This window comes from Archangium sp., assembly GCF_036277355.1.
In the GTDB taxonomy this organism is placed as follows: Bacteria; Myxococcota; Myxococcia; order Myxococcales; family Myxococcaceae; genus Archangium.
Window position 1 is genome coordinate 80,045 of record NZ_DASUNC010000152.1, and the last position, 21,266, is coordinate 101,310.

Annotated in this window: 20 protein-coding genes and 3 tRNA genes; 8 read left to right on the forward strand and 15 right to left on the reverse strand. The window is 70.9% G+C overall.

Translation table 11 applies throughout. The features are described from left to right. Positions 1–13: 13 nt before the first annotated feature. The 7 genes from VFZ09_RS37875 to VFZ09_RS37905 form a co-directional block, all read right to left on the reverse strand. Positions 14–643 (reverse strand): DedA family protein, encoded by a 630-nt coding sequence (locus VFZ09_RS37875; protein WP_329732648.1) that lies wholly within the window; start codon positions 641–643, stop codon positions 14–16. A 90-nt stretch (positions 644–733) separates the two neighbouring features. Next, complete coding sequence (locus VFZ09_RS37880) at positions 734–3,259, reverse strand: hybrid sensor histidine kinase/response regulator (RefSeq protein ID WP_329732649.1); 2,526 nt, start codon at positions 3,257–3,259, stop codon at positions 734–736. Positions 3,260–3,271: 12 nt separating this feature from the next. Next, a complete protein-coding gene (locus VFZ09_RS37885) occupies positions 3,272–3,850 on the reverse strand; it encodes a chemotaxis protein CheW (RefSeq protein WP_329732650.1) in 579 nt (192 codons plus the stop codon). 9 nt (positions 3,851–3,859) lie between these two features. Beyond that, positions 3,860–4,237: a response regulator gene (locus VFZ09_RS37890; protein WP_047858980.1), complete on the reverse strand. Its 378-nt coding sequence runs from the start codon at positions 4,235–4,237 to the stop codon at positions 3,860–3,862. A 31-nt stretch (positions 4,238–4,268) separates the two neighbouring features. Then, on the reverse strand, positions 4,269–5,882 hold the full coding sequence (locus tag VFZ09_RS37895; protein ID WP_329732651.1) for a methyl-accepting chemotaxis protein: 1,614 nt from the start codon (positions 5,880–5,882) through the stop codon (positions 4,269–4,271). 28 nt (positions 5,883–5,910) lie between these two features. Beyond that, entirely contained in the window at positions 5,911–7,341 is a 1,431-nt protein-coding gene (locus VFZ09_RS37900; RefSeq protein ID WP_329732652.1) for a CheR family methyltransferase, read from the reverse strand. Then, positions 7,338–7,904 (reverse strand): chemotaxis protein CheW, encoded by a 567-nt coding sequence (locus VFZ09_RS37905; RefSeq protein WP_329732653.1) that lies wholly within the window; start codon positions 7,902–7,904, stop codon positions 7,338–7,340. Before VFZ09_RS37905 ends, VFZ09_RS37900 begins: the two co-directional genes overlap by 4 nt. Positions 7,905–8,137: 233 nt before the next feature. Between VFZ09_RS37905 and VFZ09_RS37910 the strand changes: the two genes are divergently transcribed. Next, positions 8,138–10,150, forward strand: coding sequence for a TonB family protein (locus VFZ09_RS37910; RefSeq protein WP_329732654.1), 2,013 nt, complete (start codon positions 8,138–8,140; stop codon positions 10,148–10,150). 150 nt (positions 10,151–10,300) lie between these two features. Here the strand turns inward: VFZ09_RS37910 and VFZ09_RS37915 are convergent, their stop codons facing one another. Genes VFZ09_RS37915 through VFZ09_RS37930 form a run of 4 tightly spaced genes read right to left on the reverse strand, consistent with a single transcriptional unit; the run spans position 10,301 to position 13,470 of the window. After that, positions 10,301–10,999 (reverse strand): HAD-IB family hydrolase, encoded by a 699-nt coding sequence (locus tag VFZ09_RS37915; protein WP_329732655.1) that lies wholly within the window; start codon positions 10,997–10,999, stop codon positions 10,301–10,303. Positions 11,000–11,027: 28 nt separating this feature from the next. Beyond that, complete coding sequence (locus tag VFZ09_RS37920) at positions 11,028–11,999, reverse strand: myxosortase-dependent metalloprotease, MXAN_2677/MXAN_2678 family (protein ID WP_329732656.1); 972 nt, start codon at positions 11,997–11,999, stop codon at positions 11,028–11,030. Further along, complete coding sequence (locus tag VFZ09_RS37925) at positions 11,969–12,883, reverse strand: myxosortase-dependent metalloprotease, MXAN_2677/MXAN_2678 family (protein ID WP_329732657.1); 915 nt, start codon at positions 12,881–12,883, stop codon at positions 11,969–11,971. Before VFZ09_RS37925 ends, VFZ09_RS37920 begins: the two co-directional genes overlap by 31 nt. Next, a complete protein-coding gene (locus VFZ09_RS37930; protein WP_329732658.1) occupies positions 12,880–13,470 on the reverse strand; it encodes a hypothetical protein in 591 nt (196 codons plus the stop codon). The genes VFZ09_RS37925 and VFZ09_RS37930 overlap by 4 nt, the downstream gene beginning before the upstream one ends. Before the next feature lie 120 nt (positions 13,471–13,590). Between VFZ09_RS37930 and gltX the strand changes: the two genes are divergently transcribed. The 5 genes from gltX (at position 13,591) to VFZ09_RS37955 (ending at position 15,875) form a co-directional block, all read left to right on the forward strand. Continuing rightward, a complete protein-coding gene (gene gltX, locus VFZ09_RS37935; RefSeq protein WP_329732659.1) occupies positions 13,591–15,030 on the forward strand; it encodes a glutamate--tRNA ligase in 1,440 nt (479 codons plus the stop codon). 70 nt (positions 15,031–15,100) lie between these two features. Continuing rightward, on the forward strand, positions 15,101–15,520 hold the full coding sequence (locus VFZ09_RS37940) for a hypothetical protein (RefSeq protein WP_329732660.1): 420 nt from the start codon (positions 15,101–15,103) through the stop codon (positions 15,518–15,520). Positions 15,521–15,606: 86 nt separating this feature from the next. Next, positions 15,607–15,677: transfer RNA gene (locus VFZ09_RS37945), tRNA-Gln, on the forward strand. Between the two features lie 27 nt (positions 15,678–15,704). After that, positions 15,705–15,776 (forward strand) — tRNA-Glu (locus VFZ09_RS37950). A gap of 27 nt (positions 15,777–15,803) precedes the next feature. After that, positions 15,804–15,875, forward strand: a tRNA-Glu gene (locus VFZ09_RS37955). 64 nt (positions 15,876–15,939) lie between these two features. Here VFZ09_RS37955 and VFZ09_RS37960 read toward each other — a convergent pair. Then, positions 15,940–16,905 (reverse strand): response regulator, encoded by a 966-nt coding sequence (locus VFZ09_RS37960; protein ID WP_329732661.1) that lies wholly within the window; start codon positions 16,903–16,905, stop codon positions 15,940–15,942. Between VFZ09_RS37960 and VFZ09_RS37965 the strand changes: the two genes are divergently transcribed. After that, the gene (locus VFZ09_RS37965; protein ID WP_329732662.1) at positions 16,904–17,572 is read left to right on the forward strand and encodes a hypothetical protein; all 669 of its coding nucleotides are present in this window, start codon (positions 16,904–16,906) and stop codon (positions 17,570–17,572) included. The genes VFZ09_RS37960 and VFZ09_RS37965 overlap by 2 nt on opposite strands. On the opposite strand, the gene VFZ09_RS37970 is transcribed toward VFZ09_RS37965, so the two are convergent. Then, the gene (locus VFZ09_RS37970; protein WP_329732663.1) at positions 17,544–18,701 is read right to left on the reverse strand and encodes a sensor histidine kinase; all 1,158 of its coding nucleotides are present in this window, start codon (positions 18,699–18,701) and stop codon (positions 17,544–17,546) included. The genes VFZ09_RS37965 and VFZ09_RS37970 overlap by 29 nt on opposite strands. Positions 18,702–18,904: 203 nt before the next feature. Continuing rightward, on the reverse strand, positions 18,905–19,204 hold the full coding sequence (locus tag VFZ09_RS37975; RefSeq protein WP_329732664.1) for a DUF2795 domain-containing protein: 300 nt from the start codon (positions 19,202–19,204) through the stop codon (positions 18,905–18,907). 174 nt (positions 19,205–19,378) lie between these two features. On the opposite strand from VFZ09_RS37975, the gene VFZ09_RS37980 reads away from it, so the two are divergent. Continuing rightward, positions 19,379–19,591: a hypothetical protein gene (locus tag VFZ09_RS37980; protein ID WP_329732665.1), complete on the forward strand. Its 213-nt coding sequence runs from the start codon at positions 19,379–19,381 to the stop codon at positions 19,589–19,591. Positions 19,592–19,648: 57 nt separating this feature from the next. Here VFZ09_RS37980 and VFZ09_RS37985 read toward each other — a convergent pair whose 3' ends face one another. Beyond that, the gene (locus VFZ09_RS37985) at positions 19,649–21,262 is read right to left on the reverse strand and encodes a pyruvate dehydrogenase complex dihydrolipoamide acetyltransferase (RefSeq protein WP_329732666.1); all 1,614 of its coding nucleotides are present in this window, start codon (positions 21,260–21,262) and stop codon (positions 19,649–19,651) included. Positions 21,263–21,266: the final 4 nt, after the last annotated feature.

Below are 21,266 nucleotides of genomic sequence, written 5' to 3' on the forward strand. Positions count from 1 at the left end.
CGTGGGAGTGACCTCAGGCCTCTCCCTCGGGAGCCTGCACCACGCGGGTGGCGCGCACCGCCGCCCGCCGCCGCATCCACCGCACGCCGAGCACGCCCACGGCCACCATCACCGCCGCGAGCAGCAGCCACCGCAAGCCGCCCTGCACGTCCGCGAGCACCCGGGGACCGAACCGGAAGCCCAGCCACGTCATCCCCAGGGCCGGACCCCATGCCGCCAGGGCATCGGCCAGGAAGAACCGGCGGTAGGGCAGCCCGGTGGCTCCCGCCAGCAGGAACGCCGGAGCGCGCAGGCCCGGCAGGAAGCGCGCGAGGAACACCGCCACCGCGCCCCTGCGCGCGAACAGCTTCTGGAGGAGCTCGATGCGCGCCGGGGTCAGCATCTTCGACAGCTTGGGATGCGAGAACACCCGCGGCCCCAGCGAGCGGCCAATCCGGTACAGCATGCTATCCCCGGCCACGACTCCCAGGTAGGCGGCGAGCACCATCACCGGCAGGTTCGCACCGCTGCGAGCGACCACCAGCCCACCGGTGATGATGACCAGCTCCTCGCTCAGCGGCACGCCCACTCCGCACAGAAGGAGGAGCAGGAACACCGCCGGATACGAGAAGCCCGCGATCCATAGTGCGACCTGATCCTCCACGCCGCCTCCTGGTCCCGGCAACATGCACATGCCAGGACGGGAGGAGAAGGGAACCCACCCTCCGGGGCGGGCCTCGTCCCCTCGCCTGCTTCAGGCGCCCGAGGGGAGCAGCTGGCGGACCAGGTCCAACAGTTTGCCGCGCTCCACCTCGCGCTTGACGAGGTAGCCGTCCGCGCCCGCTTCCAGGCCGGCGGCCCGCTCCTGCGGACTGTCCAGCGAGGTACAGAGGATGACGGGCAGGTGCGACAGCTTCGGGTGGGCGCGGATGCGGCGGGTGAGCCCGATGCCGTCCAACCGGGGCATCTGCCAGTCACTCACCACGAGCTGACACGGCGTGCGCTCGAGGATGCCCAGCGCCTCCTCGCCATCGCCGGCCGTGACCACCGAGTAACCGGCGATCTCCAGCAGCGACTTGATGGCGAAGCGGGTGGTGAGCGCGTCGTCGCACACGAGGATGTGCGAGCGGCGCACCTCGGTGGCGGCGCGCAGCACCACCGGAGCGGCGGCGACGCGCAGCAGCTCGGGAGCGTTGAGCACCGGCACCACGCTGCCGTCGTCCAGCACGGCGGCCCCGGCCAGGTGCGACACCGTCTGCAGGTGCCTCCCCAGCGAGCGGACGACGATCTCCTGCTGACCCACCACCGCGTCCATGGCGAACACCGCGCGCACGCCGCCGAGCGCCAGCACCATGGCCGTCTGCGGCTTGCCCGACTCGATGGCCAGGGGCAGCCGGGGCATGCCGATGGACGTGGAGAGCGGGTGGAAGGGCAGCTGCTCGTCCTCCACGCGCGCCACCACGTGCCCGGCCACCGTGCCCACGTCCCCGGGCGACAGGCGCAGCACGCGCTCCACCGCGTCCGAGGGAATGGCCACCACCGCCGTGCCCGTGCGCACCAGCAGCCCCAGCGCGCCCGCGAGAATCAGCGGCAGGTCGATGGTGAAGCGCGTGCCATTGCCCTTCTCGTAGGAGAGGTCCACCGCGCCCTGCAGCCGCGTGGCGGTGGTCTGCACCACGTCCAGGCCCACGCCGCGGCCGGACGTCTCCGTCACCTGATCCCTCGTGGAGAAGCCCGGCTCGAAGACGAGCCGCGCGGCCTGCATCTCGGTGAGCTTGGCGGCCTCCGCCTCGGTGAGCAGCCCGCGGCGCACGGCCGTGGCCCTCACGTTCTCCGGCGACAGGCCTCCGCCGTCGTCCTCCACCACCACCGCCAGACGCGTGCCCCGGGGCTCCACGCGCACCGTGAGCAGTCCGCGCGGCGGCTTGCCCGCGGCCGTGCGCTGCGCCGCCGTCTCGATGCCGTGGTCCAGCGCGTTGCGCACCAGGTGCTGCAGCGGATCCTTCAGCACGTCGACGATGCGCCGGTCGATGCGCACGTCGCCCCCGGCGAGCACCAGCTCCACGTCCTTGCCCAACCGCGCCGCCAGCTCGCGCACCGTGCGCTTGAGCGGCTCCAGCACCTGCGAGGCCGGCACCATGCGGAGATCGCGCAGGTCGTCGCGCACCACCTGGGCCACCAGCGCCAGCTGCTCGCCCTCGCGGTGCACGTCCTTGGACAGCTGCACCAGCCGCTTCTGCACGCCGCGCACCTGTCCCACGCCCGCGCGCAGCGACTCCAGCGCGCCGCCGCCTCCGGAGAGCGCCAGCTGCTGCGCCGCGCGCTCCAGCTGCAGCAGGGCCTGGTGCGTCTGCTCCAACAGCTCGCGGTGGGCCTCGGCGCGGCGCAGCTGCTGTGCCCGGCCCGCCGCGAGTTGCTCCACCTGGAGCGCCAGCGAGTCGAGCGTCCGCACGGACACGCGCACCGCCCGGTCCATGTCCTGCTGGCGCCGGCCGGCCGCCGAGCGTGCCGTCACCTCGGGCTCGGCCGGGGCCGCCGCGGGCTCGGCCGGCGTCTCCTCGGAGAGCGACTCCAGGGCGCCGCGCAGCTGCACCAGCGAGCCCGCGATGTCCGAGGCCGCCACGCTGGCCCCGACGCCCGCCTCCTCCATGCGCGCGAAACCCGCCCGCACGGAGCTCGCCAGCGACTCCACGGCGGAGATGCCGGCGGTGTTGGCCGCGGCCTTCAGCAGCTCGGCCAGGCCCACCGCCTCCCAGACGGCACCGGGGCGGTCCTCCAGGCCCGGCGAGCACAGCCGCGTCAGCGACGTCTCCAGCTTCTCGAGCGTCTGCAGGCCGTCGCGCCGGAACTGCGCCGGCACCTTGTTGGCCTTCACCTCGGGGGCCTGCTCGAAGCCACCGCGCCCGAGCGCGGCCAGCAGCGGCCCCAGGCCCTCGATGGCCGGCATCTCGCCCGCGTCACCGCGGTTGAGCGCCGCCTCCATGGCCGAGAGGATCCGCAGCGTCGTCTCCACCAGTCCGGGAGGCGGCACATGGCCGGGAGCGCAGCGCGCCAGCCCGTCCTCGAGGGCGTGCATCAACTGCTCGATGTCCGCCAGGCCCAGACTGGCCGCGGACCCCTTGAGGCTGTGCACCTCCCGCTTGAGCGCGATGAGCTGCTCGGCCGATTGATCGGCCGAGCCCTGCTCCAGCCCCAGCACCGCGGTGCCGATGGTCTGCAGCTGCTCGCGCGTCTCCGCGGCGAAGATGGGCCAGAGGCTCCGCAGAACCCGAGGATCCATTCGTCCCTCGCCCTAGCCCCGCCCCACGACCGCGGGATCGCTGAGCTGGACGAGGTCCAGCACCATCAACCGCTCCCGGGTGAGGAACGTGAAAGGTCCAGGCGGCGGGTGCGACAGGTCCGCGCGAGGCAGCTCCTGCCGTCCATCCACCTCTTCGGCCGCCAGTCCGAAGAACTCCTCGGACACTTCGACCACCACCACGCGCGTCAGGTCGGACATGCCGCCTCCTTCCAGGCCGAGCACCTGCCGCAAGTCCAGCACCGGCACCACGCGCGAGCGCGACACCAGCGCGCCCAGCACGTGGCGCGGGGCGCCCGGCAGCGGGCACAGGCCCTTGGATTCCAGCACGTGGTCCACCGCGTCGATGGGCACGGCATAGCGCTCACCGCCCACGCGGAAGGCGAGCACCGACAACGTCTCGCGCCGCTCCTCATGGCGCGACTCGGCCAGCGCGCGCGCACGCTCGGCCAGCACCTCGCGGCGCCGCTCCGGGCTGAGCACCTGGGCGCCCTCGAGCACCGCCTGCGCCTCGTCCAGCTTGCGGCGCAGGGCCGTGTAGTCGATCTTCTCGCGCGACTGGTCGCCGGCCATGACCCCTCGTCAGTACTTGCTGGCGGGAAGCTTCAGGATGCTGCGCACCTTCTCGCGCAGGTCATCCACCGCCACGGGCTTGTTGAGGAAGGCGCTCGCACCCACCAGCCGTCCGCGCTGCCGGCTCGCGTCATCCTTGAGCGACGTCAGCATCACGAAGGGCGTGGAGAAGAGGATGGGGTCGGCGCGGACGGCCGCGCACAGGGCGAACCCGTCCATCTCCGGCATCTGCACGTCCGAGATGATCAGATCCGGCTTGATCTCCCGGGCGCGCGCCAGTCCCTGCACTCCGTTACTCGCTTCGAAGAACTCCAGCCCCCACCCCATCAGGTACACCTGGATGAGGTTGGTGATGGTCTTCGTGTCCTCGACGATCAGAACCTTCATACGTCCCTTGCCTCCACGAACACGCCCCCGGTCACAGCTGGTACTTCCCGACGAGGTCGGAGAAGCGCTTGGAAAGATTGGAGAGGTTACCGGCCACCTGTTCGATGCGCTTGGTGCCCTCCACGTTGTCCTGCATGGCGATGGTCAACTCGTTCATCGCCGCGGCGATCTGCTCCACGCCGATGGTCTGCTGCCGGGTATTGCCGGCGATCTGCCGGGCGGCACCCGAGGAGTCCCGGATGACGTCGGACAGGCCCTTGATGGCGGCCCCGGCGCTCTGGGCCAGCTCCATGGCGGCCAGGGCGCGGCGGCTGCCCTCCTCGGTGGCCGACACGGCGGCGCGGGTGCCCTTCTGCACCTCGCCCAGCAGGGCGCGCACCTGGTTGGCGGCCATCTTCGACTGCTCGGCCAGGGTGCGCATCTCCATGGCCACCACCGCGAAGCCGCGGCCCTGATCTCCCGCCTTGGCCGCCTCGATGGAGGCGTTGAGCGCCAGCAGGTTGGACTGCTCGGCCACGTCCTTCACGGTGGTGATGATGTCGCCAATCTGGAGCGTCTGCTCGTTGAGGTCGGTGATGGCGAGGGCGATGGCCTTCACCTGCTCGCTGAGCTTCTCCATGGCGGCCACGCTCTCGTCGACGACCTTCTGGCCATCGGCGCCCAGGGCATCCGAGCGGCTGGTGCCGCTGATGACGGTGTCCGCGAAGGAGGTGGCCTGCTTGGACGTCTGGGCGATCTCCGCCACGGTGGCGCCCGTCTCGTGGATGGCGGAGGCCTGCTCGTTGGCCATGGCGGACTGCTGCGAGGAGGTGGCCAGCACGTTGGTGGCCTCGCGCTCCATGTCCGCCGCCGCGCCGCGCAGGTCCTTGAGGAGGTTGGTGAGCATCTCCGCCATGGTGGCGATGCTGCGCGCCAGGTCTCCCACCTCGTCGCTGCCGCTGGCGTCGATCTGCTGCCGCAGGTCTCCCGAGGCCATGCCGGCCGCCGCGCGCGCCAGGCGCTCCAGCGGGACGATGAGCACGCGGCACAGCGCGGCCACGCCCAGCAGGCACACGGCGAGCGCCAGCAGGCCCAGGCCGAGGGCGCGCACGGCCATGCTCTGGACGGCCTCCTCCAGCACGTCCAGCTCCAGGCCCACCTGCACCGAGCCCACGAGCTCCCGCGGCTGGGAGCCGCCCTCGGTCCGGGGGCCGCGCGGCTCGAAGTAGATGGGGGCGGACGTCTCCAGCACCGGCCGCTTGCCCACGGACAGCTCGCGGCGGGCGGGGGCGTCCTCGGGCAGGGCCGGCAGCATCGCCGGGTTCACCAGGCGCTGCACCTCGGCGTGGCCGAGGAGCTCTCCCTGCCGATCGCGCACCACCACGTACGCCATGTTGGGGTTGCTGCGCAGGGTGATGGCCGTGGCCAGCCGCAGGCCCTCCTCGTCCCGGGACCAGGTGGCGGTGCCCAGGTGGTGGGCCAGCTCCTGGCTGGCCGCCGCGGCGCGCTTGGCGAACTCCACCTTGAGCGACTCGCGCATCTGGAACGAGAAGACGGCGACGAGCACGGCCGTCACCAGCGCGCCCGACACGCCGGTGATGGCCAGGATCTTGGTCCTCAGGCTGAGCCGGCGCATGTCCAGCCTTTGGATCTCGGGCGGTTTCATGCCAGTGACTTCCACAGCTCCTCCAAGCTCATCGCGCACCCGACTTTCCCATCCTCACGCCCGGAACGAGCGCGCGCCGCAACCCCCCCGCCGTCATCGCCTCCACTCCGCGCAGCACGTGTTCGTCATCCAGTCCTTCCAGCGCCCGGAGGGCGTTCCGGCGGGCCCGCTCCGCCTCCTCGGGCTGACCCAGCCGCCCATACAACGCCACGAGCATCGCATGACCGATGGCCAGTTGAGGCTCCAGATAGAGCGCCTTGCGAACCGCGGCCACGGCCCCCTGCACGTCCTCCCGGCCTTCGGCCACCATGGCCAGCAGCAGGTAGGCCTCGGGGGACAGCTCGCGAGCGGCCAGGCGGGCGAACTCCTCGGCCACGTCGAACTGGCCGGCGCGCGCGGCGGCCAGGGCCTGCTCCAGCGAGTCCGCCACGGGGGTGCCCGTCCCGCCAGGCGCCGGGGGGAGCGGCGGGGGCGTCATGGCCGGGCCTGCCCGGAGGGCCTGGGCCACGGGAGCGGCCGCGGGGGCGGGCGCCTCGGTGGCCGGGGTGGCGCGGGTGGGCGTCTGCACGCGCCGCAGCGGGCTGGTGGGGGCACGGGGGGCGAGCACCCGGAGGGGCGCGGGGCGGGCGGCCCGAGGGGTGACGCGCTCACCGGGGACGGGCTTGCACAACACGGGCATGCCCTCCACCTCGCGCTCCTCCAGGCCCATGCCCTTGGCGAAGGGCACCTCGGCGGGGGCGAGGAAGAGCCAGCCACCGGGGGCCAGCGCCCGGACGAGCCGCTCCAGCACCGTGGGGATGACCTCCGGGGGGAAGTAGATGAGGACGTTGCGGCAGAAGACGGCCTGGGCACCGGACACGGGCGGCGGATCCGTGACCAGGTTGTGCCGGCGGAACTCCACCCGGGCGCGGACCTCGGGGGGGACGCTGACGGCCTCCGGGCGGATGGTGAGGAAGCGGCGCTCCAGCTCGGGCTCCATGCGCCGCACGGACCAGGGGGAGTAGGTGGCCTGCCGGGCCCGCTCCAGGGCCCGCCCGGACACGTCCGTGCCCACCACGCGGATGGACTCGGGAGGCAGGCCCGCGGCCAGCAGCGTCATGGCGATGCTGTAGGGCTCCTCGCCGCTGGCGCACCCGGCGCTCCACACCAGGAAGGGGCCGGGGTGGGAGGGAGCCATGCGGGCCAGCTCGCGCAGCTGCTCCGGGTGGCGGAAGAAGTAGGTCTCGCCGATGACGGCGTAGCCGATGAAGGCCTCCACCGCCGCGGTGTCGCGGGCCAGCAGCCGCTGGAGGAAGTCGGCGGTGGGGAGTCCCTGGGACTCGGCGGCGCGCGTGAGGGCGGTCCCCAACGAGGGCCGCACACTGGGGGCCAGCACCATGCCGCACGCGATGCGCAGCACGGACTCGAGCCCGCCCAGGGTCGCCTCGTCGAGGCGCTCCACGCGCACCGTGTCCTTCACGCCCCCTCCGGAACGGCCAGGATGGCCGAGGCGCGCAGCAGCGGGCGGATGCCCTCGGGCGTGCGGCACAGGCCCGCCATCAACCCCGTCCCATCCCAGGCGTGGGTGGACTCTCCGGAGACGGAGCCCTCCACCAGCACCGGGGACTCGACCAGGTCGCGCACCCGATCCACGAGGACGGCCACCGTGCGGGCGCCCCCACAGATGACCAGGTGCGCGTCCAGGTCCGGCTCCCGGCGCACGCCGAGCATGGCGGCCAGGTCCACCACCACCGCGGGAGTGCCCCGGTAGAGCATGGTGCCGCGCACATGGGGGAGCGCCGCCGGCAGGGGCTCGATGGCCACCAGCCGCACCACCTCCATCACCGCCTCGACGGGCAGCAATGCGGTGGTACCGGCCACCTCCACCGTGAGGTAGAGGCCGGGCAGCCGCTGATCCACGCCGAGCGTGGCCAGCTCGCGCCGGAGCCGGACGATCTCCTCTTCCACCTGCGCCAGGCGCTTCTGCACCGACGCACGCCTCGCCTGGGCTTCAGCCGCTGTCATCGGAGGGGAATCGACCATCGCGAGCCCGCTGGGGTCCATGCGGGAAGAGGATTGGACGGTAGTCCGACATTGCGGGACCCGTCAATGCGGGGCTCACATCCGGCTGCTCGCCGGGCACGCGGTGGAGTTGGGAGGACAGGAACCGGGCAGGCGCCCCCCTCGACAGGTCGCGTGTTTCCGGGAGATGTGGTTTCATGGGAGGCCGTGCGGATGGTTCCGACCCAGGCCAAGACCGGGGGAGCATAAAGAAAATGGTGACCGGCGACTCGCAGGGCGACTCGCAGGGACCGGGCGATGGTGGCTCGGATCCTCTCATCGGGCGAACGCTCAACGGCCGTTTCAGCATCCTCGAGCCGATCGGCGTCGGAGGCATGGGACGGGTCTACCGGGCCCAGCAGACCCCCCTGGATCGGGTGGTCGCGCTCAAGGTGCTCAACCCCAACTTCCCCACCAGCAAGGATCCGGGCTTCCAGAAGCGCTTCCTGCGCGAGGCCTCGCTGTCCTCCAAGCTCCGCCACCCCAACACGGTGACGGTGATCGACTACGGGCAGACGGACGACGGCATCTACTACATCGCCATGGAGTACCTGGAGGGCCGCACGCTCGGCCAGCTCCTGGCGGAGACCGGTCCCCTGCCCTGGGCGCGCGCGCTGAGCATCGCCCAGCAGATCTGCCGCTCACTGCGCGAGGCCCACAACCTGGGCGTGGTGCACCGGGACTTGAAGCCGGCCAACATCATGGTCCTCAACGAGTCCGATCAGGATCTCGTGAAGGTGCTGGACTTCGGGCTGGTGAAGTCGATCGCCCCCACCGAGGACGCGCCCAACCCGGAGATCACCCAGAGCGGCACCTTCCTGGGCTCGCCGGCGTACATGGCGCCGGAGCAGGCGCGCAACGAGGCGGACATCCGCAGCGACGTGTACTCGCTGGGGGTGATGCTCTACCAGATGCTGGTGGGGCGGCCGCCGTTCGTCTCGAAGGATCACATCGAGCTCATCTTCGCGCACCACAAGGAGCCGCCCCCCGCGTTCAGCTCGGTGAGGCCGGACGTGCAGGTGCCGCCGGACATCGAGCTGCTGGTGCGCAGGTGCCTGGAGAAGGATCCAGCGCGCCGCTTCCAGACGATGGAGGAGCTGCTGGAGGCGATGCGCGGGGCCAGCATGGCCGCGGGCGGACACAGCGGCATCTTCAAGCGGCCGGGTGGGCAGAACACCACGGGTCCGCACAAGACGCCGCTCTTCGCGGGCATCACCGGGGACAACGGGGCGGAGAACAACACGCTGGCGGTGGACATCAGCGTGGTGGTGCCGCCGGACATGCAGAAGACCCGCCGGCGCACGCTGCTGCTGGGAGGGCTGGTGGGCGGAGGCATCGCCGTGGCCCTCACGGGCGGGCTGCTGTGGTCCTCTGGGGTCTTCACGCGCGCGGAGCCCAAGCAGGAGCCGGTGGCGGCGGCGCAGGTGACGGCGCCCGAGGAGAAGGCGGCGGCTCAGGTGGTGCGCTTCCGGCTGATGAGCCAGCCCACGGGGGCGCGCGTCGTCTACAGGGGCGAGGAGCGCGGCACGACGCCGCTGCTGCTGGAGATTCCCAAGGAGAAGGGCCAGGACACGGTCACCGCCGAGCTCACCTTCTCGCTCGACGGCTACCAGACGGAGACGGTCATCACGGGCGGCTCGGGTGACGTGGTGTTCTCCCAGAAGCTGCAGCGTGCGCGCGGGGGCAGCCGGGTCGCGTCCTCCTCGAGGAACCAGGTGGAGCATGCCTCGGGCACCGAGGGACGGAACTCCACGGTGACGGCGCTGGGCTCCATGTCTGCGCCGGTGATGCTGGAGTCGGAGCCGCCTCCGGCGCCGGTGCCCGGAGCGGCGCCGAAGCAGGCGGAGCAGAAGCCGGCGGCGGAGCCCGCGGGTGGAGGCCTGGCGGTGCCGGTGCTGGCGCTGTCCAAGGGCCTGGCGCCCACGGGAGACGGGCCGGTGCCCTTCCAGGAGGGCATGCCGCGTCCGGTGGAGCTGCAGGGCAAGGACATCGTCTACACGCGCGAGGCGCTGGCGGCCCGCGTGGAGGGGACGATGGTGGTGAAGTGCACCATCACCAAGAAGGGCCAGGTGGAGAACTGCCGGGTCATCAAGGGCCTGCCGCACATGAACGAGGCGGTGGTGCAGTCGCTGCAGTCGCGCACCTACAAGCCCATCCAGCTGCAGGGCAAGCCGGTGGCGGTGGACTACGTCTTCAACATCCGGCTGGTGGCGCCGCGCCGCCGCTGAGCCGCCTCCCCTCCTCGCTCACCCCCACTCCTCCCTCTGGGAGAGGGTCGGGGTGAGGGTATGAGCGCCTTGAACACCATCACTCGTAGTCGACTACGATTGATGTGGCACATCAACCTACACCACTCGTAGTCGACTACGAGTGATGCCTCACTGTGAGGGGAACTCGAGGGCCACGGCCCCCGCCGCCTCGGGCGTCCCCCAATCCACCACGGGCCAGCCGCGCCGCAGGGCCTCGCGGCGCAGGCGGCGATCCGGGTGGACGGCCACGGGGCGGCCCACCACCTCCATCACGGGCAGGTCCGAGTACGAGTCCGTGTAGAAGGCGCACGAGGACAGCGGGACACCGGCCTCGGCGGCATGGGCCTGGGCATGGGAGCGCTTGCCCTCGCCGAAGCACACCTCGCCCAGGGGGCGCCCGGTGTAGCAGCCGGCGGCATCCACCTCGAGGCGGTTGCAGAGGATGGCATCCAGGCCCAGGTCGCGGGCCACCAGCTCGGACATATAACCGGAGGACGAGGTGAGCAGGACGAGCCTGTCCCCGGCCGAGCGGTGCTCCTCGAGGGCGCGCAGGGCACCGGGGCGGTACTGCGAGCGGACCAGCTCCTCGTAGAAGCGGATGGTGCGCTCGCGGATGGGCTGCTCGTCGCGGCCCTGGAGATGGGACATGGCCTGGAGCAGCGCGTCCTGCATGGAGACGCGGCCCATGTGGTAGCGGGCGAGCCACAGGCTGGCGCGCATCGCCTGCATGCGGGAGATGTGGCCCAGGGCGAGCTCGCGGCGGATCCACAGGGAACCCGAGTTCACCGCGAGCAGCGTCTTGTCCAGGTCGAAGAAGGCGATGGCCATGGGCCCCCCTTCTTTAATCACTCCAGCGTCAGGAGTCCGCTCCATCACGCCTGGCTGGCCGCTTCCTCCGCCGGCCGAGCGAGAGCAGTCCCAGCAACGCCGCCGTGGGAAACAGGGCCTCGGGCGCCGCGCCGCACCCAATGCCGGGGCCTTGCGAAATGGCCTGGAAGTGACGGCCGGGCTCGGGCCCGACGCACTGGGTGGGCGGCAGGCCCCGGGGGTAGGCCTGGCAGAAGCCGGCGGCGCTGCCCGCGTCGATGATGCGTTTGTGGGTCTCCCCCGGCGGCGCGGTGGGCTCCATGGTGGAGCCGAGCTCGGACACGTGGTCCAACCCCACCACGTGACCGAACTCGTGGGTCGCGGTGTTCTGGACGTCCGTGACGACACAGTCGGTGGACTGCGCGCCCTCGCACATCGGCGAGTCCACGGTGGTGAAGAGGAAGCCCCGGCCGTTGACGCTGGCGTTGAACTCGACATCGGCGTCGAGGATGTAGGCGGTGCGGTAGCTGAAGGTGGTGGTGGTCAGCCCGATGACGGCGGCGCCGTGGTCCCAGCAGGCGTAGACGTTGGAGCAGGTGTCGGACTCGAGGCACGGATCTTCCGGCGGGACGATGTCGTTGCAGTCCACCTCGCGGAAGGTGATGACGTTCTCGTTGGCGTTGGGATCCTGGCTGTCCCGCACGTACCCCACCCGGGGATTCTGGATGTCCGGCCCGCGGGTGAAGGTGAAGTCGCTGCAGGTGGCGGACACCGCGCGCCAGGAGGAGAACGCGGCCTCGAGCGAAGCGAACTCGGAGTCCCCGGGCGTGCGGCGGCTGCCGGCGGCATCGAACCGGTACACGAAGTCACGGCCGGGCCAGAGGACACAGTAGGGCCGCCCGGGCACCAGGGTGCGCTGGTACCGCTGGGCCTCGGCCCCGGGCGCGCAGAGGACGAGCGCCACGAGGGCGAGCCACGGCGAGGAGCGCATCATCGGCGGCTGCTCCGGCGGCGGCGCCACGCGAGCAGGGCCCCTCCCATCATCGCGGGCCACCAGGCCCCGGCGCCGGAGCTCGAGCACCCGGCATGCGGACCCAGCACGGTGGCGGTCCCGCTGCGCTCCAGCGAGGGCGAGGCACAGCTCTGGCTGGCCTGGCCCCTCGGGTACGTCTCGCACACGAAGTCGGCGGAGCCCTCGTCGATGGTGCGCTTGGACACCTCACCCTGGGGGGCACTCGGGTTCATGACGGAGCCGAGCGCCCGGGTGTGGTCCAGGCCGATCAGGTGGCCGATCTCGTGCGTCATGGTGTTCTGCACGTCGGTGGCGATGCAGGTGCCGGGGTTGGTGCTGACGGGCCGCGAGCAGATGGGCGCGGGCGGATCCACGGTGGTGAAGACGAAGCCGCTCGCGTTCAGCTGGATGTCCGAGTCGTAGATGATGCCGGACTTCTCGTCGTAGGTGGTGAGCGTGAGGCCGATGGTGTCCGGGTTGCTGTCCCAGCAGTCGAAGTCGTTGCCGCACGTCTCCTCGTCCCAGCACTTGTTGTCGGAGGGGACGAAGTCCGCGCAGCGCCGGGAGCGGAAGAGGACGAGGTTGCGGTTGTCCCCCTTCAGCTCGTAGCCCACCTTGCGGTCATCCACGGGGGAGCCCTCGGAGAAGCGGAGGTTGCCGCAGGAGTCGAAGATGGACTGCCAGCTCTGGAAGGAGCGCCGGATGGCCGCGAACTCCTTCTGCTTCTGCTCCTCCGTGCTGGTGTTCGGGTTGCCCACGCTGCTGAGCTGCCAGTTGAGGGTGGGCACCGTCCAGAAGAGGCACTGCGCATCCGCGGCCGTATTCACGCGGCTGCGGATGAAGGGCGCACTCTGCCCGAGGGCGAGCGAGACCAGGAGCGAGGCGACGATCACGGCCGCTTCTCCTGGGCGCGCGTGGGAGCCGGCTTCTGCTCGAGCGCGGTGCGGATGGCGGCCTTGAGTTCCGGCAGCGACATGGAGCGCTGCGAGGAGGGGGTGGGCTGGCGCGAGTCCCGGTCCAGCAGGAGCACGTCACCGGTGGGCTCCGGCACGGCCATGGCGCTCTTGCCATCCTCCGAGCGCTGCACCTGGTACTTGCCCTGGACCATGCCCGACACGCGGAAGGCCTGCTTGCCGTGGCGCTCCAGGAAGACGACGACCTCCTCCCCGGGGGTGAAGGCGGCGAGGCCACTCACCCGCTGCCCGATGTCGCCTACCCGCCCACCCGGCTGGGTGACGAGCACCGTGCCGCTCGCCTGCCCCTTCAGGGCCTCGGTGACCTGGATTTCCACATCCGTGATGATTCGGCGTCCATCGCCGCTCCACCGGCTTTCCACCCGGCGCACGGTGCCGTGGACGATGGCATCGGAGGACTGGGCGAGCTCCGGCAGGTCCGCCCTCAGCATCGTGGTGGCGCTCGCCGCCAGGGAGAGCAGTAGGACGAACGGCAGGAGCGCGCGGAGCGCGGTGTGAAGTTTCATGCAAGAGCCCTCGGTGCGCGGCAGTCTAATGCATTGGCCGGGCCGCGGGCAGCGAAGACGGCCAGTCCCGGCCGCTCGTTGACCACCCAAGCCCGCTCCTGCTATCCGCGCCCCTTCGATATGGCTCCTGTTCCTCGCGTCCGCTTCGCTCCGTCTCCGACCGGCTACCTGCACATCGGAGGCGCCCGTACCGCCCTCTTCAACTACCTCTACGCCAAGCGCCACGGGGGTGTGTTCATCCTGCGCATCGAGGACACGGACCAGGAGCGCTCCACGCCGGAGTCCGTGAAGGCCATCCTCGACGGGCTCACCTGGCTGGGCATCGACTGGGACGAGGGTCCGGGCAAGGAGGGCCCCGTGGCGCCCTACTTCCAGACGCAGCGCCTGGAGCTCTACAAGAAGTACGCGGACCAGCTCATCGCCGAGGGCAAGGCCTACCGCTGTTACTGCACGCGCGAGGAGATCGACGCGCGGCGCGCCGCGGTGGAGAAGGCCACGGGCAAGCCGGGCACCTACAAGTACGAGGGCACCTGCCGCGACCGCAAGGACATCCCCGAGGGCCGCACCGCCGTCATCCGCTTCCGCATGCCGGATGGCGAGGGTCAGGTGACGTTCAACGACAAGGTGCTCGGGCCCATCACCAAGCAGTACTCGGACCTGGATGACTGGGTGATGATGCGCGCGGACGGCATCCCCCTCTACAACTACGGCTGCGTCATCGACGACCGCACCATGGACATCACCCTGGTGGGGCGCGGGCAGGAGCACGTCAACTCCACCTTCCCGCAGCTGATGCTGTACCAGGCCTTCGGGTGGAAGCCGCCCGAGTTCGCCCACTTCCCGCTCATCCTCGGGCCGGACCGCGAGAAGCTCTCCAAGCGCAAGCACCCCGAGGCGGACGTGATGCTGCACAAGCGCAACGGCGTGCTGGCCGAGGCGCTGAGCAACTACGTCATCCGCCTGGGCTGGAGCCACGGCAACGACGAGGTCATCTCGCGCGAGCAGATGGTGGAGTGGTTCGACTTCGACCACGTGGGCACCACCTCCGGCGTGTGGAGCCCGGACAAGCTGATGTGGCTCAACCAGCAGTGGCTCAAGATGTTGCCTCCCGCGGTGGTGGCCGAGCAGCTGGTGAACTTCCTCGCCGCCCGGGACGTGCAGGTGAAGGCGGGAGACCCGCGGCTGGAGCGCGTGGTGATGGCCTTCCGCGAGCGCGCCAAGACGCTGCAGGAGATGGCGGACATGGCCCTCAAGTACTTCCAGCACGGCGTGACGCTGGACGAGAAGGCCGCGGCCAAGCACCTCACCGCCGAGTCCAAGCCACTGCTCACCCAGGTGCGCGAGCAGGTGGCCGCGCTGCCGCAGTGGAGCGCCGCCGCGCTGGACGAGGTGGTGAAGAAGGTGAGCGAGCAGGCCGGCGTGGGCATGGGCAAGGTGGCCCAGCCGGTGCGCGTGGCGGCCACCGGCGGAACGGTGAGCCCGGGCATCGGCGAGACGCTCGAGCTGCTGGGCCGCGAGGAGACGCTCCACCGCCTGGACGCGGCGCTGGCCCGGCCGTAGTCACCTGCCCTCAACAGGGCCCACAGGTTGGGGTGGACACCTCCGCCCGTGGGCCCTATCCTGCCGCCCCATGACGCGAGCCCTTGACAGCCTGATCTGCCTTTTCTATAAGGCGCGCCCGCTCGGGGCGGCGGTAGCGGCGCTCTGGGTATCGGTGGCGGCGGCGGAGGTGGTGAACGGGGCTCAAATCCCCGATGGCTCGCAGAAGGTCGGCGAGCTGCGGTACCGGGCACCGCACGATTTCGAGAAGACGCTGGAGTATTACAAGACGGTCTATCCAGCGAGCGCCTTCCCTCGAAGGTCGGTGGTCAACCAGCCGGGCGTGAAGGCCGTCCACATCGTCAATCCCTCGGGAAGGAACTTCGAGGGGTTGAACATTTATGAGGCGAACGACGAGGTCCGTATCTACGTCGTTCCGCTGCAGGCGGCGCCGGTTCCGGCCAAGCCCGCGAAGAAGCCGGAATCGAAGTCCGGGAAGAAGTCGCGGTAGCCGGGCGGTTCGAAAAAGGAAGTTGCAGAGGCAGGGCGGTTGCGGTAGTCAGACAGCACTTCGGCAGCACGCAGCAGAGCAGTCCTTGGGGAATCGTCTAACGGCAGGACAGCAGACTCTGACTCTGCTTATCTAGGTTCGAATCCTAGTTCCCCAGCTTGTATTACCCGGTCGTAGCAATACCGGCCCTGTCGTCTAGCGGTTAGGACGGTGCCCTCTCACGGCACAAACTCGGGTTCGAATCCCGGCAGGGTCACTGAAGCACAGTAGGGTTGGGTAGCACGGCCCTGTCGTCTAGCGGTTAGGACGGTGCCCTCTCACGGCACAAACTCGGGTTCGAATCCCGGCAGGGTCACTGAAGCGCCCGCTTCTCTCCGAGAGGCGGGCGCTTCGCTTTTGCGGGCCCGCCCCGCTCGAGGCTACGCGCCCAGGCTCGCGCGGAAGGTGGCCAGGGCCGACGCCAGGCCCGCCTGGGCCCGCTGCAGGCTGCGGCGCATCAGCAGCATGCGCACCCGCTCCGGCAGCGACAGCGGAGAGGCGGTGCCAAAGCCCACCAGCTCCAGGCGCAGGGTGATCGCATCCAGCAGGTCCGCCAGGTCCGCGTGGGGGCCGGCCAGCAGCACCACGTCCGGCGTGGCCGCTTGGAGGCGCTCGGCGATCTCCCACCAGTCCGCCGAGCCCGTCTCCAGCACCACCACGGCCGCGCCCATCAGCGCCGGAGAGTCCGGGGGCAGCGCCACGGCCTCGAGTCCCTCGTCCAGCAGGGCCCGCAGCGCATCCGCACTGCCCACCACGGCGATCTGCCCGCCCGGGGCCACCCGGCTCGCCTGCTCGTAGGCGCGCAGCTGCGTCTCCAGCTGCTCGCGCGCCTCGGGCGAGGCCTGCCCACCGGCCTCCAGCAGCTCGGCGGCCTCACGGGCCACCCGCCGCGCCAGCTCGCGCCCCTTCACCCGCTCCGAGCGGCGCTCCAGCGCGGCGCGCACCTTGGCCCGCACCAGCCGCAGGTCCTCGAAGGGCTTGAGGATGTAGTCGCTCGCTCCGGCCGCGAAGGCGGCGATCACCGACTCCGAGCTGGAGTAGCCGGTGATCATCACCGCCTCCAGCGCCGGCTGCAGGCCTCGGGCCTCGGCGATCAGCTCCACGCCGCCCATGCCCGGCAGGTTCTTGTCGGTGATGAGCACGTCGAAGCGCTGGGAGCGCAGCAGCTCCAGCGCCTCCTCGGCGTCCTCGGCCAGGCTCACCACCAGGTCCGGCTCACGCGACAGCAACCGGGCGCACACGTCGCGCACCACGGGCTCGTCGTCCACCACCAGCACGGTCGAGGCGAGGGTCCCTCCACCCTCCTCACCCCCGCCGCCCTCGTCCGTCTCGAAGGGGAGGTCCATGCGGTCGAGAATCGCACAGCTCGCGCCGGACTTCGAGCAACGCCATGTGAGGCTTATGCTGGAAGACGTGGCGAGCTTCGCGAACGCGTTGGAGGAGAACCCCGCCCCGCGGCGGCTGGGCGACGTACGACTCCGGTACGAGCCCGGCCGACTCCTGGGCGAGTCCCTCCCGCCCGCCTTCTGGCGGCGGCAGCTCCCGAGCCTCTGTCTGGTGCTGGCGGCCCTGTGCACGGCGGGCGCGGTGGTGGGGGTGCTGCTGGGCGGCGAGGGGGCGGTGGGCTCCGTGCCGCTCGCGCTGGGCATGGTGGCGGTGGCCCTGGTGGGCTTCGCGCTCCAGTTGGAGGGACAGCTCGGCCGGCGCCGCTTCGTGCTGCACTTCGCCACCGAGCGGCTGCGGCTGGAGCGGCTGCGCTGGGCCCCGGGAGCCACCCGCGCCGAGTGGGTGCCCTTCGACGAGGTGACCTCGGTGGATGTGGTGGAGCGTGCGCCCGGACGCTACGCGCTGGTGGTGGCGTGGCGCCCCGGGGGCAAGGACTCGAAGCAGGAGACGCGGCGCGAGGTGCTGGTGGAGCACATCGGCGCCCATGAGCAGCAGGCGCTCCTGCGCGTGTGGCGCCTGCTGCACAACGCCTTCGGACTCAGGGGAGCTGGACTCGCTGGAGCGTGAGCTCCACCTCGGTGCCCTCGCCCTGCTTGGACGACAGCCGCACCGCGCCGCCCGCCTGCGTCACCAGCTCCTTGCAGATGGACAGGCCCAGGCCCGTGCCAATGCCCACCGGCTTGGTGGTGAAGAGCGGCTGGAAGACCTTCTCCTGCAGCTCCTGCGAGATGCCGCAGCCGTTGTCCGCCACGGTGAGCACCACGTTCTGCTCGCGCGACGTCCACCGCACCTCGATGCGGCCCGGCCGGCCCGTGCCTTCCATGGCCTGCGCCGCGTTGACGATCAGGTTGAGCAGCACCTGCGTCAGCTTCACCGGGCCGAACGTCACCTTCACCGGCTCGCCCATGGTGGTGATGCGGGCGCGATCACGCACCTCGGCGCGCGCCAGCTTCACCGCGAAGGACACCACCTCGGCCACGTCCGCCGAGACCTCCATGTCCTCGCCGCGCGCCTGCGCCCTCAGGCCCAGCGCCACCCCGCGCAGGTGATCCGCGCCCGTGGCCAGGTCCTGCAGCAGCGAGGGCAGATCCTCCAGCACGCTCGCCACCTCGGGCGAGGCATCCGCCGCCAGGTGCTTGGAGGCGTACTGCACCACGCACTCCAGATCGCGCCGCAGCGAGGCCACGTTCTGCGACAGGTAGCCCACGGGGCCCATCAGCTCGTGCGCGATGCCGGCCGTCACCTGGCCCAGCGTGGCCAGACGCTCGGCCTTCATCATCCGCCCTTCCACCTCGCGGATGCGCAGCTCCAGCCGGGCGATCTTCAGGCCGTCCTCGAGCGCGGCCAGCACCTCGGCCCGGTCCCACGGCTTGACGAAGTAGCGGCTCACCTGGCCGCGGTTCACCGCGTCGATGACGGCCTGCATGTCCGAGTACGCGGTGACGAGCATGCGCTTGGCGTCCGGCGCCAGCGTGCGCGCGCGCTCCAGCAGCTCCACGCCCGTCATCTGCGGCATGCGCTGGTCCGACAGGATGACGCCGATCTCACTGCGCTTCTGCTCCAGCAGCGTCAGCGCCTCGGCCGGCGTCGAGCAGCGAAAGATGCGGAACTTCGAGCCGAAGTTCGCCTCGAACACCCTCAGGTTGAGCGCGTCGTCGTCGACATAGAGGACGGCGGGCAGGTCAGACGGGTTCATGGAATTCCTCTCCGGGCCAGGCCCCACCACGCCACTCCGCCGTGCCTCCCCACTGCGCCCACGCCCCAAGAGATACCACGTCACGCCCAAAACCCGATGGGCCGTGTTTGAGCAGATGAGAACACCCGCACGCACCGGGAACCCCGGCATGCTCGGCGTCAAGCGCTCCCCTACCCGCTCCCAGGAGAGCGCACCTGGGGCCTTCAGCGCGAGGGCATGGGAGCGAGCGGGGCCTCGGTGGCCTCCTCGCTCGCGCCCGCCTGGGACTCCAGCGCCTGCTGGATGGCGTCCAGGGACTCGAAGCGCCGCGCCGGCAGGCTGCCCAGCAGCGAGACGACGAGCGAGGGGGCCTCGTTCTCCCGGGCCAGCAGCACGAGCTGATCCACGGACAGGGGGAACACGGCCCCGAGCAGGGCCTGGTGAAGGGGTTGGGCCAGCGGCGAGGGAGTTCCCATGCGCGTCTCCAACTCCTTCATGCCTTCCTCCAGCCGCGTGCGCCTCATGTCGTCATCATTCATTGCTGAGAAGTTAAGCAGCTCACGAAAGAGTTGCGCGCACTTTTCGAACGCCTTCCCAGCAGGCGGGGGAGCGGCGCCTCCGGAATCGCACCCACCATGGCCGTCTCCCACCTCAACCCCCACCGTATGGCGAGACTCCCACCAGCGAGGAGGCACGAGATGGCGGACAAAAAGGACCCCCACTACGCCGAGCACATCGAGCACGTGCAGGCCACCCATCCGGACCCGTGGCCCGGGATCAAGGGCCGTTCCGAGGAGCACGAGAACGAGCTGCCCACGGGTACCCAGCGCGCCGAGCAGGCCGGCGTCACCGAGGCCCAGCGCAAGCTGGAGCACGAGATGCACGAGGAGAAGGAGCCGGCCCGCGAATGACGGGCCGGAAGCCCCGGGCGGGCCGCGCGAGTGGGCGGCCCGCCGGGGCGGGTGCGGCTAGAACAGCAGCCGCATGGGGTGCTCGAGCAGCGCCTTGAGCTCCCGGAGGTACTCGGCGCCGATGGCCCCGTCGATGACGCGGTGGTCGCCCGAGAGCGTCACCGTCATCAGCTTGCGCACCACCATCTGCCCGTCGCGGACCACGACCTTGTCCGACACGGAGCCCACCGCGAGGATGGCCGCCTGCGGCGGGTTGATGACGGCGATGAACGAGTCGATGCCGTACATGCCCAGGTTGGACACCGTCAGCGAGCCGCCCGTGTACTCGTGCGGCTTGAGGCCACGCTTGCGGGCCCGCTCGGCCAGGTCGCGCGCCTCGGCGGAGATGGCCGACAGCCCCTTCTTGTCCGCGTCGCGGATGATGGGGGTGATGAGGCCGTCCTCGATGGCCACCGCGATGCCGACATCCACCGTCTCGAAGTGCAGGATGGTGTCACCCTGCAGCGACACGTTCATCTTCGGGTAGCGGCGCAGCGCCATCGCCGACGCCTTCACGATGATGTCGTTGACGGAGACCTTGGACTCGAGCGCCTTGGCCTCCTCGCGGATCTTCAGCGCGGCGTCCATCTCCACGTCCACCGAGAGGTAGAAGTGCGGAACGCCGGGCTTCACCTCGGCCATGCGCTGGGCGATGACCTTGCGCATGGTGGTGACGGGCACCGCCTTCGGCTCGGGACGCACGCCCGGGGCAGCAACCGCCGCGGCGGCGGGAGCCCTGGCGGCGGCGGCCGGAGCCTGGGTGAGCGCCTTCTCGATGTCGCTCTTCACGATGCGGCCGAGCGGACCGGAGCCCTGGACCTGGGAGAGGTCCAGACCGCGCTCGCGGGCCATGCGCTTCGCCAGCGGACTGGCACGCAGCCGGCCTCCCGGCGTGGACACGGCGGCCTTCGGAGCGGCAGCCGGAGCCTGGGCGGGCGCCGGAGCAGCGGCCTTGGGGGCCTCGGCCTTCGGAGCCGCGGCGGGCGCCGGAGCCTGGGCGGCGGGAGCGGCGGCCTTGGCGCCACCCTTCCCGGCCAGGAACGCGATGGGCGCACCCACCTTGGCCATCTGGCCCTCCTGCACCACGATGCGGGCCAGGACGCCGTCGTCGTAGGCCTCCACCTCGAGGTTGGACTTGTCCGTCTCCACCTCGGCGATGGCCTGTCCGGAGGAGACCTTGTCGCCCTCCTTCTTGAGCCACTTGACGAGCTTGCCCTCCGTCATGGTCGGAGAGAGCGCGGGCATCACCACGGGGATGCCATCGCCTCCACCACCACCGGCGGCGGGCTGTGCGGCGGGAGCAGGAGCGGCGGGCGCGGGCGCGGCGGCGGGCTTGGGGGCCTCGGCCTTCGGAGCGGCGGGCGCGGCTGCGCCCCCGGCGTCCACCTTCTCGCCCTTGGCACCGAGGATGGCGATGGGCGCACCCACGGTGGCCATCTCCCCCTCGGGGACGACGATCTTCAGGAGATACCCGTCGTCATAGGCCTCAATCTCGAGGTTCGACTTGTCGGTCTCGCACTCGGCGATCGCCTCGCCGGAGGAGACCTTGTCGCCCTCCTTCTTGAGCCACTTGACGATCTTGCCCTCCTTCATCGTCGGAGAGAGGGAGGGCATCTGGATGGGCGTGGCCATACGG